Below are 14,484 nucleotides of genomic sequence, written 5' to 3'. Positions count from 1 at the left end.
CGAGGTGGCTTACTTGGTCGCCGAGTCCCAGGCGGCGTCCAGCTTGGCCAGCTGGCCGTCGACGTCGTCAGAGGAGAACAGCGCCTGACTGGCCGAGTAGAAGGCGTTGTTGAGCCCGGAGGGCATGGAGTCGTCGTTGGTGGCCCAGCCGAACGCGGAGACCTTCGTGTTCGGCTGGGTGACGTACGAGTAAGAGTCCTTGAAGACCTTGGTGACGTGCACGCCGTAGTCGTCCAGGGTCTTGCCCTTGAGCATCGGGAACGCGCCGTCACCCTCGATCAGGGCCTTGTAGTTGGCCGGGTCCAGCGACCAGGCCTCGGCGAACGCGGTCGCCTTGGCGGGGGCGGAGGTCTTGGCGCTGATCGCCATGGAGCCGCCCACCGAGAACGGCACCACGAGCGAGCCGTCCTCGGTGGGGGTGAGGAAGGCGCCGTAGTCGTCGGCGCGGTCCTTGGGCACCGAACCGAGGAACCAGCTGCCCATCATGTACATCGCGGCCTTGCCGGACGTGAAGTTCGTGATCGAGTCGGCGTACTTGACCCCGAGGGCGCCGTCCTCGAAGTAGCCCTTCTTCACCATCGTCCGGTACTTGGACACTGCCGCCCTGACGTTGGCGTCGGTGAAGTGGACCTTGCCGGCGTAGCGTTCCTGCAGCCAGTTCGGGTCCTTCCCCAGCACATCGGCGGAGAGGATGCCGACCAGCGGCATCGACGCCGCGAACGGATCGCCGCCCCCCAGCTCGACCGGGGTGATACCGGCGGCCTTGAGCTTGGCGCACACGGCCATGAACTGCGACCACGTCTTCGGCGGCGCGGTGATGTGGGCCTTGGCGAACAGCTTCTTGTCGTAGAAGACCTCGGGGATGATCTGCGAGTTGGTCGGCGGGATGTACACCTTGCCCTTGTAGGCGTTGCCCATGGGCAGCAGGAAGTTGGCGTTCACCCACTTCTGGTCGTACGGCTTGAGCAGCCCGGCCGTCGCGAACGTCGACGGGGTGATCGACTGGAGCAGATCCGGGAACTGCCCCGACGCCTGCAACTGCTTGGCGTACGCGTCCCGGTCCGTGCTCGGCGCGACGATCTTCTTCACCGTGACGTCCGGGACCTTCTTCTCGGCGTTGGCGATCGAGGTGTCCCAGAACTTCGCGGTGAGGCTGGGCGTCTCGAAGGTGAGATAGGTCAGGGAGCTGCCGCCCTTCCCGCTCCCGGTCGACGCGGCAGAGCATCCGGTGAGGGCGAGCGCTGCGGCGAGGCAGACAACGGTCGGACGTTTGCGCCTCATGGAAGTCTCCTGGGGGACGATGCGGCCCGATGGACGGGGGCGGACCGGAGAGGATCGACGCCACGGCATCCTTCGGGATAACGTTATCGCGAGAATAGAAGCGCGTTGCGGGAATGTGTCAAGGGCCGGTCTGATATCGGTCCGATGTTTCGAGGAGGAGCTGCCGGATGACGCGAGCACGGCGTGACAGCGGGGGACGGCCCAGGCGCCCGACGATGGTCGACGTCGCCCGCGAGGCCGGGGTTGCCCTGCGCACCGTCTCCCGGGTGGTCAACAACGACCCCACGGTGGGGCCGGAGTACGTCGCCAAGGTCGAGGCCGCGATCGCCGCGCTGAACTACCGACCGGACGACCGCGCCCGGCAGCTGCGCACCGGCGTCACCGGCACCATCGGCGCCGCGGTCCGCAGGATCGCCGAGGTCAACCCCGAACTGGCGGCCATCGAACGCACCGCCCGCGACTCGGGGCTCACCCTCCTCGCCGCCTCCACGGACTTCGACGAGACCAGGGAACGCGACATCCTGGTCTCCATGTGCCGGCAACGCCTCGACGGCATCATCGTCGAGCCGTTCGGCGAGAACCACGCCTACCTCCAGCCCGAACTGGACGCGGGCATGCCCGTGGTGGCCATGGACCGCCCGATGAGCGGGATCTCCGTGGACTGCGTGATGTCGGACAACGCCTCCGGCATCGGCATCGCCTTCCACCACCTGCATCAGCACGGGCACCGCCGGATCGCCTACATCGGCGACAGTGAACGCGTCTTCTCCGGCCGGGAGCGCGCCGTCGCCTTCCGCGCGGCCCTGCGGGCCCACGGCGAGGGCGTGGAAGGCCTGGTGCACCCGGGCGAGATCACCGCAGAGCGGGTGGCCGCCGCCCTGGACACCGCACTGCGCGGCCCGGAGCCGGCGACCGCCCTGGTCACCGGCAACATGGACACCACGCTCACGGTCCTGCGGCAGCTCGGCCCGCAGGCTGCCGCCCGCCTGGCCCTGGTCGGCTTCGACGAGGTGCCCCTGGCCGACCTCCTGCAGCCCGCGCTCACCGTCGTCGCCCAGCAGACCGCCGAGATCGGCCAGACGGCCGTGGAACTGCTCCGCGCCCGCATCGCCGACCCCGGCCGCCCGGTGCAGACGGTGATCGTCCCGGTCACCTTGAAGGTCCGCGGCTCCGGGGAGATCCCGGCCTGAGCCCGGGCAGCGGTGCCTCGCCGGGGCTCCGTGCGGGGCCCCACCTCTGCGATAACGTTATTCGAAACGAGCTGGAGCACGATATGGAGACAGCCATTGCGAGGGCCGCCGGGACCTGGACCGGGGCGGGTTCGCGCACGTCGTCCCGCCCCCGTGATCCAGCACACATCCACCCCGCATTCCAGCCCATGCGGACGGTCCCGGATCCCCCGAAATCCGATGCCCCTCGCGACCACCGCGACGGCGCGGCCGCCGCCCGTGCGAGGCGCCCCGCGCACGCCGGCGTGGGCCGCTGGCCGAAAGTGGCGAACTCCCGCTGCGCCGAGACGACATCGCAGCGTGGCGCCCACTGGAAATACTTGGCTGAGCAAGTATAGGCTCCCGGATGGGGGCGATTGGTGAGGAAAGCCGGACGCCGTCAGGGGAACCGTGGCGCCGTCACACCTGATCGATTTCACGGTTCGGCCATATGTCAAGCGTGTTGCTGTTCCGCCGGTTGACTGCCGCCCGGCGTGGACGTGCGTGGCAGTGTCCGGTGGTGCCGCAACGATGTTGATGTCATCCACTCCTGGAAGGAAGTGCCGTGGCACCGGTGCTCGTCGGGCTCGAAGGTCTGCTGGCGGGAGAGCGCATCCCGATCCTGGACACCCGCGTCACCTTCGGACGTAACTCGGAGAACACTGTCGTCATCTCCAGCCTCAGTGTCTCCCGCTTCCATGCGGAGATCGTCTTCGACCAGGACGAGGGCTACGTCCTGAATGACCTTGCCAGCAGCAACGGCACCCTGGTCAACGGGGACGAGGTGGAGTCCCGGCTGCTGCAGCCGGGCGACGAAATCACCCTCGGTGACCAGGAGTTCCGCTTCGAGGTGGCGGACGCGATGGAGACGCTGATGGCGCTCTCCCTGCCCCGGTCCGTCACACACGCCGGGCAGGAGAGCGATCGGGGGCCCGTTCTGCAGGTCACCGTCGCCGGCGGCGGCCCCGTCGGTCTGTCCCTGGCCCTGCTCCTCGAGCACTTCCTCGGCCCCCAGGTGAAGATCACCGTCTACGACGGCAGGTGGCGCAAGCAGGGCCGTACCGTCGTCTGGAAGGGCCAGGACGAGGGCAACGTACGGCGCCAGCAGGTGGTGACCGTCCAGAGCCGCCAGTACCTCGCGTGGCCGGAGGAGGTCCAGGCGCGCCTCTTCGACCCGGAGCACTACACGGAGATGTGGCCCTCCGGCCCGGACTCGGTCGGCGACCACAGCCCGCGCAACATGCGCATCGCCTACATCGAGGACCGGCTGCTGGAGCTGGCCAACGAGAAGCGGGACCGGATACGTCTCATACCCGCCAAGTTCGACGCGGCGAAACAGCAGGAGGCGCTCGCCGGCCAGCAGGTGCTCGCGATCTGCGACGGCGGCCGGTCGCGCACCCGGGACCACTTCGCCGCCCGGTTCGGCAAGGCCGACGAGTCGATCTACTCCCTCGACGGCCGCCACCTCCAGGACGTCGTCCTCGGCCTGCGCGTGAAGTCCGGCCTGACCGACCCCATGGCGGTCCTGATGACGGTCGCCCAGAACCGGTTCCTGCTCAACTCGCTGCGCGGTGAGGGCTTCCTCAACATGCGGCTGACCGACGCCGAGGCCGCCGAGGTGATCGGCCTGGACCCGGTCCGCCGCGTCTTCGAGGAGTGCATCGCCTCCCGGCCGTGCCTGATGGACCGCGACGAGTACGGCGACTTCCAGTGCTCGACGCACGGCACGCTGTTCCTGCCCGCCCTGGTCAAGGGCTCGGCCCTGTGGCGGCGGGTGCAGGAGGGGCTGCTGCTGTTCGGCGTGGAGGCCGACGACCTGTCGGCGGTCACCAGCTTCCGCCTGGACATGGTGCAACGCCCCCGCTTCTCCGCCGAGTTGCTGCCGCCCACGACCAACTCGCCGGGCACGTACGGCTTCCTGCTCGGCGACGCCGCCAACGCGATCCACTTCTGGCCGGGCCGCGGCCTCAACAGCGGCCTCGCCTCCGCCATCTCGCTGGCCCGCTCCCTCAACGGGGCGTGGAACGGAAGGTCGTTCCGCGACGCGGACTTCCTCCGGCACGAGGCGGCGATGTCGATGCTGCAGTACCGGCACAAGAGCCGGGCGTGGAAGGCGATGGTCACCACCGACGACCAGGGTGTCACCTGGGCGATCAAGGACATCATCGGCCACGGCATCGACGGGATCCCCGAAGAGCCCGACCGCGAGGCGGACACCAAGACGCTGCTGGAGCGCATGCAGGCCATCCGCGCCCGCCTGGCTCCCCGTATGCCCGGAATGCCGGACGACGAGGCGATCCTGGAGCGCCTGCGCACCCTGCAGCCCGCCACCCTGCGCATGCTCGTCCTCAGCGGCGCCTGGGACACGCTGACGATGGGCGGCGAGGAGGTCGACATCGACATCTTCTACGGCCAGGACTCGTCCGCGGCCGCCGCGGCCGTGGAGGCACTGGAACCGGCCGCCCAGGCCTAGTACGCCGGGTACCCGACATCCCGCCCGCCGGACTGCTCCTACCGGCGGGCGGAGTCGGCCCTCGGCCTTGTCGTTGTGCCCGAGCGGTCAGGTGTGCGGGCGGCGGCCCTTCTCCTGGTGCGGGAAGGACTGGGCGGCTCCGGGCAGGGGCGGCTTGGGCAGCGTGGCCACTTCCTCCTGCGCTTTCTCCAGCTGCTCGGCCGTGTCGTCGGGGAGACGGGGCGGACGCGGGCGGGTGTTGCGGAAGCGGAACGCGGTGGTGAGGTCGCCGAAGGTCGCACGCCGCCAGTCGCTGACGTTCGGCTCCTCGACACCGGTGAACCGCTCCAGGAACTGCAGCGCGGACGTGTGGTCGAAGGCCTCCGAGGCGACCCAGCCGCCCACCGTCCAGGGCGAGACGATGATGGCCGGGACACGGAACCCGCCGCCGATCGGCAGTCCCTGGACGAACTCGTCCTTCGTGCCTGCCGGCGGGGTCGGCGGCGCCACGTGGTCGAACAGGCCGTCGTTCTCGTCGTAGTTGAGGATGAAGGCGGTCTTGCGCCACACCTTGGGGTTCGACGCGATGGCCTCGATCTTCGACGCCACGTAGTCGGCACCCGCGGCCGGCAGATAGTCCGGGTGCTCCGACTGGTAGCTGGTGGGGCAGATCCATGACACCGTCGGGAGCCGGTCGTTGCGGGCGTCGTCCTCGAAGGTGCCGTGGGGCTGCGGGCGTACGCCCCGCTCGTACAGGCCGGAGCCGGGCTGTGCGTTCCTGAACGTCGCGAACTGCTCCAGCATGTTGGTGCCGTAGTCGTCCTCCTCCTGGTACACCTTCCAGCTGACTCCGGCGGCCTGGAGGCGCTCGGCGTACGTGGTCCAGCGGTACGGCGTGGGCGCGACGTTGCTGATGATCGGGCCGCCCCGGGTGCCGCCGGGATCGATGGTCCCGGTCATCCACATCAGGCGGTTGGGCCAGGTGGGGCCGAAGACCGAACAGAAGTAGTTGTCGCAGATGGTGAACGTCTCCGCGAGGGCGAACTGGAAGGGGATGTCCTTGCGGGTGTAGTAGCCCATCACATACGGGCCGTTGACGCCGTCGGCCTTGCGGTGGGCGGGCAGCCACTGGTCCATCCTGCCGTTGTTCCAGGCCTGGTGCTGTACTGACCAGGCGTGGCTGGTGGAGGGGATGGCCTGGGCGCTCGACTTGTGCGTGTCGAGGTGGAAGGGCAGCAGATAGCCCTTGGGGTTGACGGCGTCGGGCTGGTAGAAGACGGACCGCCCGGTGGCCAGCTTCAGCGCGTGCGGGTCGGCGAAACCGCGGACACCGGACAGGGTGCCGAAGTAGTGGTCGAAGGACCGGTTCTCCTGCATCAGCATGACGACATGCTCGATGTCGCGAAGGGAGCCGTACTTCGGCGGTCCGGTGGCGACGGCCTTCTGGACGCTGGGCGGCAGGAGGGAAAGGGCCGCGGCACCGCCGATCGCGCCGGCGGCGGAGCCCAGGAGTCTGCGGCGGGTCAGTTCAGCCATGGGTGCTCCATCCTCGGGCTCTCCGACAGGAGAACCTTTGCGGGAGTGACGGCCGGCCCGGACACACGGACGGGCCGCCGTTCACTCTGGGCCCCGGGCGGCGTGGTGCGTCAGGTGAGGCCGGTGAACTCCGGGCCAACGCACGGAAGGAGTTGGCCGAGCCGATACGCCCAACACCCGTTCGTTGCACGGGTGTTGCCGAGCGTTGAGGAACGGTGGCCGCTGCATGGATCTCAGGCGACCGGCATGCCGCTCCTGGCGTCGGATCACTCTCCCGAACCCCATGCGAATGTGAAGCCGCGTCACGCGTCCAGCTGACGTTTCCTCCTGCTCCCGCTGCTACCGGCCCATCGTGTCTGGTCGGCCTCGGTGAGACCGCCGGCACTTCGGCGGCTCGGCATCGGGAGCGTCAAGGGGACGGCGAAGGCCGGTCGGTCAGGTCGAGGTGTGGCTCGAAGGCCCGCAGCAGGAGCGAGCGCATACGGTCCGGCTGCATCTCGGTCGAGCTGGCGAGGATCTGGATCGCCAGGCCGTCGACCATCGCGGTGAACCGGTCGGCGAGCGCCTCGACGTCCGCCTCCGGTGCCAGGCCCTCGGACCGGCACTCGTGCAGCAGTTCCACCACGACCCGGTACCAGCCCGAGTAGATCCGCCGCTGCGCGGGCCGCAGCCGGGGTTCGAGCATCGCCTGGTTCCAGAACTGGATCCACACCGACCATTCGTCGATGTCGTCGGAGGCGACCGGCAGTTGCACCTCGATCAGGCGGCGCAGCTTGTCACGTGCGGAACTCGCCCGGCCGAACTCCTCGTCGAGCCGGGTGCGGAACCGCTGGGCGTAGTACTCGAGCGCGGCGTGCAACGCGGCTTCCTTGCTCGGGAAGTGGTAGTGCACCGTCGCGGTACTGGTCCCGCAGTACCGGGCGATGTCCGAGACGCGCACGTTGTGATAGCCACGGCGTGCGATGAGCACGGTCGCGGCCTCCAGGATCTGGTCCCGCCGCTCCTGCGCCGTCACCGGCTGCGCCCGGTCCCGCCCGCTCTCGGGCGGGAGTACGGGCTCCGGACCGGTTCCCTCGACCAGATAGGCCGTGGAGACTCCACAGGCCTTCGCGATGGCGGCGACCCCCTCGTCGCGCAGCCGCCGGGTCCCGCGCAGCGCCTTGGACAGGGCGGTGGGGTCCATTCCGATCCGGTCGGCGAGTTCGCGCTGGGAGACGGCGGCCGCCCGGATCGCCGTCCGTACGCGTCCCGGCAGATCGGCGGCCGCCGCAGCCGGCCGGTCCTCGATGCTGGTCATAACCGGGCCAGTATGTCAGGCAAGGCGGTTCACCCCGGTTGCCGGACGGCCGCCAGCGCGCCGATGACCTCGGCCGCGGCGCGCTCACCCGAGGAGATGGCCCCGTCGATGTAGCCGTTCCACACCGAGGCGGTCTCGGACCCCGCCCAGTGGACGAGTCCGGACGGCTCCCGCCACCCGTCCCTCCCGTACCGGGTCCAGCCCCCCGGGGTCACGAAACACTCGTAGCCCCCGATGGTCCAGCCCGCCCGCGGCCAGATCTTCTCGACGTAGTCGACCGGCCGGTCCGCCCGGGTGCCGGCCACCGCGGACAGTGCGGCCAGCACCTCGCGGCGCCGCTCGCCGTCGGTCGCGGCGGCCCAGCGGTCGAGCCGGTCGCCGTAGACGAACGCGACGAGCACACCGCGCGAGGCGTCCTCGGGAGAGTTGTCGAAGACCACGCCGACCGGGCTGTCGCCGTAGAGCGTCGCGATCCCGGAGCGGCCCGCCGCGCGCCAGAAGGGCTCCTCGTAGACGGCGTGCACCTTCGCGACCCGTCCCATCGGCGAGTGGCGCACCCAGCCGCGCCGCCCGGCGGGCAGCACCGAGTCGAACGCGATCCGCTCGACCGCCGCCGGGGGCACCGCGACCACGGCCCGCCGCGCGCGGACGACGGTGTGGCCGGTGGTCACCGCCACGCCGTGCGCGGTCTGCCGGATCGACAGCACCGGATCGCCCAGCCGGATCCTTCCGTCCAGCGACTTCGCGAGCGCGCGGGCCACCGCGTCCGCTCCGTCGGAGAACCGGGCGTCCTGGGCGCAGCCGCGGGTCTCCATCAGCTGTTCGTACCCGCCGCCCGAGGCCAGGTAGAACAGCACGTGGAAGAAGGAGATCTCGCGCGGTTCGGCGCACCAGACACCCTGCACCGCGAGCGCCAGCCGCAGCAGGGCGTCCTCGTCGTCGGTCTCCGCGCGGAAGAAGTCCTCGGCCGACAGGGCGTCGAACTCCGCGAACCGAGGGGTGGACCACGGCCGTTCGAGGTCGACGGTACGGGCGAGTTCGTCGAGCAGGGCGGTGACGCGTGCGTACTCCTCGATGCCCGGTCCGGCGTCGGGTGCGGCGCCCGCGTAGTCCACGCGGGTGCCGTCGGCGCGTATCTCGACGTGCCGCCCGGTCTCCCAGGTCGGGAACGTCCGGCAGCCGAACCGGGCCGCCAGCGCATGGAACCGTCGCTGGCTCGGCCCGATCCACTGACCTCCGAGGTCGATGCGCACCCCTGACGGGCTCACCTGGCTGAACACGCGGCCGCCCACCCGGTCGGCGGCCTCCAGGACGACCACGTCGACCCCGGCGTCGGCGGGCCGCCACGCGGTGGTCAGCCCCGCGTATCCGGCGCCCACGACCACGACCTCGGTGTCGACGGCAGAAGTTTCTCGTGTTGTCACGCCGGTCACCGTGTCGCAATGTTGACTCGCCAGTCAAGATGCCTCGCGGAATTGCGATCTAGGTCTTGACAGCAACTCTGGCCACAGCCAGTCTGACTCGCCAATCAGTCATTGCGTTTTCTTGTCAGTACCCGTAAACCACTAGATCGGGAGTGGCAATGACCTCGGACTCGCAACACCAACAGGACTCTCAACCGGGCCGGGCGTCTGCATCCGCGCAGGAGCTCCACCGTGCCGCCGAGACGCTCGACGTCGAGTCCTCGGACAAGGGTCTGCGCTCCGGCGCGCTCGGCATGGCAACCAGCCTGATCCTCGCCGTGGCCTCCGCGGCGCCTGCCTACAGCCTCACCGCGACGCTGGCCTTCGTCGTGGGATACGTCGGCTTCCAGGCCCCGGCCGTGGTGGTGCTGGCCTTCGTCCCGATCCTGTTCGTCTCCTTCGGCTATGCCGCGCTCAACCGGCGTGATCCGGACTGCGGCACGATCTTCACCTGGGCCACGCGGGCGCTGAATCCCAGCCTCGGTTTCCTGGGCGGCTGGGCGATCATCGCCTCCTTCGTCCTCGTGATCGGCAGCCTCGCGCAGGTCGCCGGGCAGTACGTGTTCCTGCTGGCGGGCGCCGAAGACATCGGTTCCGCACCGGCGGACTGGCGCGTGCTGCTGGCCGGACTCGGCTGGCTCGCACTGATGACCCTCGTCTGCTACCGCGGCATCGAGATCGCCGCCGCGGTACAACGGGCCCTGCTGTTCCTGGAGTTCGGCATGCTCGTGGCGCTGTCCGTCGTCGCCCTCGTCCGGGTGTACGCCGGCCCCGCGCCGGCCGGGACCCGGCAGCCGAGCCTGTCCTGGCTCAACCCGTTCGAGGGCGCGTCCATGAGCGCGTTCGTCAGCGGGCTGGTACTGATGCTGTTCATCTACTGGGGATGGGAGACGGCGCTCACCGTCAACGAGGAGACCACCGACCGGCACCGCATCCCCGGACGTGCCGCGACCTACTCCACGATGCTGCTGGTGGCGCTGTACCTCGTCGCCACGTTCGCCGCGATCTCCTTCGCCGGCATCGGTGACACCGGGATCGGCCTGAACAACCCGGACAACTCCGGGGACGTCCTCTACGCCTTCGGCACCGCCGTGTTCGGGGCCGGCGGTTTCGGCTCGGTGCTGTGGCACCTGCTGATCCTCATGGTCCTCACCTCGGCGGCCGCCTCGACGGAGACGACCGTCCTCACCCTGAGCCGCACCATGCTCTCGATGGGGGACCAGGGCGCGCTGCCCCGCGCACTGGCCCGGGTGCACCCGCGCTACCGCATCCCGCACGTGGGCACGATCGCGGTCGGGGTCATCGGCGCGGTGGTGTACGTCGCGATGAACTTCCTCGGCCACGGTCTCGTCATCGGCGACGCGGTGTCCGCCTGCGGGGTCCTGATCGCGTTCTACTACGGCCTCACCGGACTCACTTCGGCCTGGGTGCACCGCACCGACCGACCCTCCGGAGCGGCGGATCTCTGGCTGAGCGTCGTCCTCCCCGCGATCGGCGGGGTGGTCCTGCTCGCCGCGGGAGCCTGGAGCCTGGTCCAGGCGTGGGATCCCGCCAACAGCGGTACGAGCTGGTCGCTCCCGTTCTCTTCGGGCACCCACGTCGGCGGCACGTTCGCGATCGGCACCGGGACGATCCTGCTGGGACTGCTCGCCCTGCTGATCTGCCGGCGCCGGTACCCCGGCTTCTTCGAACGCCGGCCGACCGCCGCGGCCCACACCTGAGTCCGGGACTGCTTCCGCTCGACCTTCCGCCGAACTTCCTCTCGACGCCGTGCGGTTGGCTGCTCATGCTCCTGCCAGGCGCGAGGCTGCCCGCCTGTCGGGTCGTCGATCCCGCCACCGGTGAACCGGTCCGCTCCCTGTCCGTCCGGCGGCACAGCCCACCCCTCCGGCCGGCCCGGGACCTCCGCACCCACGCCCCCCGAATCCGGGAGACCACCCGTGTCCTTTCCCCAGGCCTTCCTCGACCCCCCGTCCGTCGCCGTCGTCGGTGCCACCGAGGACCGCGCCAAATGGGGCTACTGGCTCGCCACCGGTGCCCTCGCGGGAGCCGGCCGACGGGAGGTGTGGCTGGTCAACCGCCGCGCCGCACAGGTCCTCGGCCGGCCCTGCCACGCGACGGTGGGTGACCTGCCGGAGACCCCCGACCTCGTCGTCCTGTGCGTGCCGTCCGCACACGTCCTCCCGGTCGTCCGGGACGCCCTCGCCAAGGGATGCCGCGCCTTCCTCGGGATCACCGCTGGACTCGGCGCCGACGAGGCCGAACTCGCCGCGATGCTGCGCCGGGCCGGCGCACGGATGATCGGGCCGAACAGCCTCGGGTTGTTCAACGCCGCCACGAACCTCCGGCTCGCCTGGGGGAACTTCGCCCCCGGGAGCCTGGCGATCGTCTCGCAGAGCGGTCAGCTCGGCTCCGAGATCGCCGGCCTCGGCGCACGGGCCGATCTGGGCGTGTCGCGGTTCTACTCGGTCGGCAACCAGCTCGACGTCGGAGCCGCCGACGTACTCGAATCCCTGGTCGCCGATGAGCACACCACCACGGTCGCGCTCTATCTGGAGAGCTTCGCCGGCGGCACCCGGATCGTCACGGCCCTCGAAGCCCTCCGCCGGGCCGGCAAGCACGTGCTGGTGCTAGCCACCGGTGCCAGCGAGGGCAGCCGTCGGCTCGCGCGGTCCCACACCGGGTCGATGACCTCGGCGCTCGACGTCGCCGACGCGGCGTGCCGCGCCGCCGGAGCCCTCCGGGTGGCGACGCCGCGCGAACTCGTCGACGTGGCCCGGGTGCTGGACCTGACCGCTCCGCCGGACGGCCGCCGGGTCGCGATCATCAGCGACAGCGGCGGCCAGGGAGGGATCGCCGCCGACCTCGCCGCCGCCCGCGGACTCCGCGCGCAGGTCTTCACCGACGGGCTGCAAGCCGCCCTGCGGGCCGTGCTCCCCGCCGCCGCGGCGGTGTCCAATCCGGTGGACCTCGCGGGCGCGGGAGAGGCGGATCTCCAGGTCTACGCGAAGGTCGCCGAGCTGGTGGCCGCCTCCGGCGAGGTCGACTCGATCGTCCTGTCGGGATATCTCGGCTGCTACGGCGAGGACTCACCGAGCCTCGTGGGCGCCGAGTCCGCCGTGATCGACCGCCTCGGCCGCCTCCACCGGACGGACGCGGCGCGCGTGCCCCTGATCGTGCACAGCATGAGCGCCGCTTCGCCCGCGGTCACTCGGCTACGGGAGCACCGCGTCCCGGTCTTCGACACCATCGACGCGGCCTTGGGCGCGCTGGACCGCGCGACCCGTCTGGGCGGGCGGCCCCGCTCCGCCCCCGCGACCGAGCGGAGCGGACCGGCCGCCCCGGCGGTCGAGCCGATCGGAGCGGCCGTCCCGGAGCCCGGCTACTGGGCGGCTCGCGCGTTCCTGACGGCACTCGGCATCGCGATGCCCGAGGCGAGACGGGTCACCGACGCGGCCGGGTTCGCGGCGGCCTGCGCGTCCCTGCGGCCGCCCCTGGTGCTCAAGGCCGGCTGGATCGAGCACAAGAGCGAACACCAGGCCGTCAGAACCGGACTGGGCCCCGACACCGCCGCGGCGGCGTTCCGCGAGATGCACGAGCGGCTCGGCCCGGGCGAGTACGTCGTGGAGGAGCAGGACACCCGGCCGGGCGTCGTCGAGATGCTGATCGGCGCCCGCCGGGACCGTGACTTCGGTCCGACCGTGGCCGTGGGCCATGGCGGGGTCCACGCCGAACTCTGGCGGGACGTGTCCGTCGAGCTGGCACCGGTCGACCGGCACACGGCGGCCGCGATGCTCGACCGCCTGCGCTCGCGCCGGCTGCTCGACGGCTGGCGGGCACAGCCGGCGGCCGACGTCGAGGCGCTGATCGACGCGATCGTCGCCGTGTCCGAGGCGATCGCGGCCACTACCGGCGTGGCGGACATCGAGGTGAACCCGATCCGGGTCGGGCCCGAGGGCGCCCTGGCCGTGGACGCACTCGTCGTCTCCCGTTCCGCACCAGAAGTCGTGGCAGAAGCCGCACCGGAAGCCGCACCGGAAGTCTCCGGGGTGAACGGCCACCGGGAAACCACCGAGAAGCAGGAGAAGACGCGTGAGCATGTCCACTGAACCCTGGCCGCTGACCGATGAGCAGCGAGCGATCGTCGAGCTGTGCCGGGAGTTCGCCGCGAACGAGATCCGGCCCCGTGGACGCGAGGTCGACGAGCGTGACGTCGAGTCGCCGCTGGACATCTTCCGGGCCGCCGCCAAGGTCGGCATCACCGACTTCATGCTGCCCGAGGAGTACGGCGGGGGCGGATTCACCGATGTCGTGACCCAGTGCCTGGTCCAGGAGCAGATGTGCTGGGGCGACCCGGGCATCGGCAACTTCGTCTGCTCCAACGGGTTCTTCGCCGACCCGCTGCTCGCACTGGGCACCGACCGGCAGAAGTCGGAGTGGCTGCGTCCGCTCGCCGGCCCGAACCCGCTCTACACCGCGCTGGCGACGACCGAACCGGGCGCGGGTTCCGACGCCGCGTCCATCACCACCACCGCCGTCCGGGTCGACGGCGGCTACTCGATCAGCGGGCAGAAGGCGTGGATCTCCAACGCCGGCCTGGCCGACCAGTACGTGGTCTTCGCCAAGACCGACCCCACCCGGGGGTCCTCGGGGGTCACCGCCTTCCTGCTGCGCAAGGGTGCCGAGGGGATGACGTTCGGCGAGCCCATGCGCAAGATGGGCCAGCGCGCAATCGTCTGCCGCGAGATCTTCCTCGACTCGGTCTTCGTGCCCGAATCCGACCGTCTCGGCGACGAGGGGCAGGGCTTCCGCGGCCTGATGAGGACGTTCGACATCTCGCGCATCGTGCTGGCCGCCGCGGCGACCGGAGCGGCGCGCGCGGCCTACGAGTACGCGCTCCAGTACGCCCGCGAGCGCAACCAGTTCGGCAAGCCCATCCTCCACCCCCAGGCCGTCGCGTCCCGGCTGGCCGACATGGCGACCCGCACCGAGTCCGCCTGGCTGCTCACCCTGCACGCGGCACGCCGGATGGACGCCGGAGAAGACGCCACCAAGCTCGCCGCCATGGCCAAGCTGCAGGCCTCGGAGACCGCGATGGCCGTGACCTGGGGCGCCGTCCAGACCCTCGCCGGATGGGGCTACTCGCGCGAGTTCCCGGTCGAGCAGTGGATGCGCGACGCCAAGCTCGTGGAGATCGAGGAGGGCACCTCGGACATCATGCGGCTGATCATCTCGCGCCGCCTCTGA

The 14,484-nt window shown here is 70.6% G+C and carries 9 protein-coding genes; 5 read left to right on the top strand and 4 right to left on the bottom strand.

Annotated features, from left to right (window positions below):
- Positions 1-9: 9 nt before the first annotated feature.
- The gene (locus KVT45_RS38085; RefSeq protein WP_217553757.1) at positions 10-1,281 is read right to left on the bottom strand and encodes an ABC transporter substrate-binding protein; all 1,272 of its coding nucleotides are present in this window, start codon (positions 1,279-1,281) and stop codon (positions 10-12) included.
- Between the two features lie 167 nt (positions 1,282-1,448).
- Here KVT45_RS38085 and KVT45_RS38080 point away from each other — a divergent pair, with 167 nt between their 5' ends.
- Positions 1,449-2,471: a LacI family DNA-binding transcriptional regulator gene (locus KVT45_RS38080; RefSeq protein WP_217553756.1), complete on the top strand. Its 1,023-nt coding sequence runs from the start codon at positions 1,449-1,451 to the stop codon at positions 2,469-2,471.
- Positions 2,472-3,054: 583 nt separating this feature from the next.
- Positions 3,055-4,962, top strand: coding sequence for an FHA domain-containing protein (locus KVT45_RS38075; protein ID WP_308310988.1), 1,908 nt, complete (start codon positions 3,055-3,057; stop codon positions 4,960-4,962).
- Positions 4,963-5,049: 87 nt separating this feature from the next.
- On the opposite strand, the gene KVT45_RS38070 is transcribed toward KVT45_RS38075, so the two are convergent.
- The 3 genes from KVT45_RS38070 to KVT45_RS38060 all read right to left on the bottom strand — a co-directional run bounded on the left by KVT45_RS38070 (position 5,050) and on the right by KVT45_RS38060 (position 9,198).
- On the bottom strand, positions 5,050-6,477 hold the full coding sequence (locus KVT45_RS38070; RefSeq protein WP_217553755.1) for an alkaline phosphatase family protein: 1,428 nt from the start codon (positions 6,475-6,477) through the stop codon (positions 5,050-5,052).
- Positions 6,478-6,886: 409 nt separating this feature from the next.
- Positions 6,887-7,774: a TetR/AcrR family transcriptional regulator gene (locus KVT45_RS38065; protein ID WP_217553754.1), complete on the bottom strand. Its 888-nt coding sequence runs from the start codon at positions 7,772-7,774 to the stop codon at positions 6,887-6,889.
- Between the two features lie 29 nt (positions 7,775-7,803).
- Positions 7,804-9,198, bottom strand: coding sequence for an FAD-dependent oxidoreductase (locus KVT45_RS38060; RefSeq protein ID WP_308310987.1), 1,395 nt, complete (start codon positions 9,196-9,198; stop codon positions 7,804-7,806).
- Between the two features lie 158 nt (positions 9,199-9,356).
- Here KVT45_RS38060 and KVT45_RS38055 point away from each other — a divergent pair, with 158 nt between their 5' ends.
- The 3 genes from KVT45_RS38055 to KVT45_RS38045 all read left to right on the top strand — a co-directional run bounded on the left by KVT45_RS38055 (position 9,357) and on the right by KVT45_RS38045 (position 14,484).
- Positions 9,357-10,958 (top strand): APC family permease, encoded by a 1,602-nt coding sequence (locus KVT45_RS38055; RefSeq protein WP_254647947.1) that lies wholly within the window; start codon positions 9,357-9,359, stop codon positions 10,956-10,958.
- A gap of 219 nt (positions 10,959-11,177) precedes the next feature.
- Positions 11,178-13,346, top strand: a complete 2,169-nt coding sequence (locus tag KVT45_RS38050) for an acetate--CoA ligase family protein (protein ID WP_217553752.1) — start codon at positions 11,178-11,180, stop codon at positions 13,344-13,346.
- The gene (locus KVT45_RS38045; RefSeq protein WP_254647955.1) at positions 13,336-14,484 is read left to right on the top strand and encodes an acyl-CoA dehydrogenase family protein; all 1,149 of its coding nucleotides are present in this window, start codon (positions 13,336-13,338) and stop codon (positions 14,482-14,484) included. The genes KVT45_RS38050 and KVT45_RS38045 overlap by 11 nt, the downstream gene beginning before the upstream one ends.

It is taken from the genome of Streptomyces sp. GbtcB6 (assembly GCF_019091475.1).
Lineage (GTDB): Bacteria > Actinomycetota > Actinomycetes > Streptomycetales > Streptomycetaceae > Streptomyces > Streptomyces hyaluromycini.
This window is presented reverse-complemented; position numbering and strand designations above follow the sequence as displayed.

Coding starts and splice junctions, on each gene's coding strand:
- KVT45_RS38085 (WP_217553757.1), bottom strand. CDS start 1,281: ATGAGGCGCAAACGTCCGACCGTTGTCTGCCTCGCCGCAGCGCTCGCC.
- KVT45_RS38065 (WP_217553754.1), bottom strand. CDS start 7,774: ATGACCAGCATCGAGGACCGGCCGGCTGCGGCGGCCGCCGATCTGCCG.
- KVT45_RS38045 (WP_254647955.1), top strand. CDS start 13,336: ATGTCCACTGAACCCTGGCCGCTGACCGATGAGCAGCGAGCGATCGTC.
- KVT45_RS38055 (WP_254647947.1), top strand. CDS start 9,357: ATGACCTCGGACTCGCAACACCAACAGGACTCTCAACCGGGCCGGGCG.
- KVT45_RS38070 (WP_217553755.1), bottom strand. CDS start 6,477: ATGGCTGAACTGACCCGCCGCAGACTCCTGGGCTCCGCCGCCGGCGCG.
- KVT45_RS38080 (WP_217553756.1), top strand. CDS start 1,449: ATGACGCGAGCACGGCGTGACAGCGGGGGACGGCCCAGGCGCCCGACG.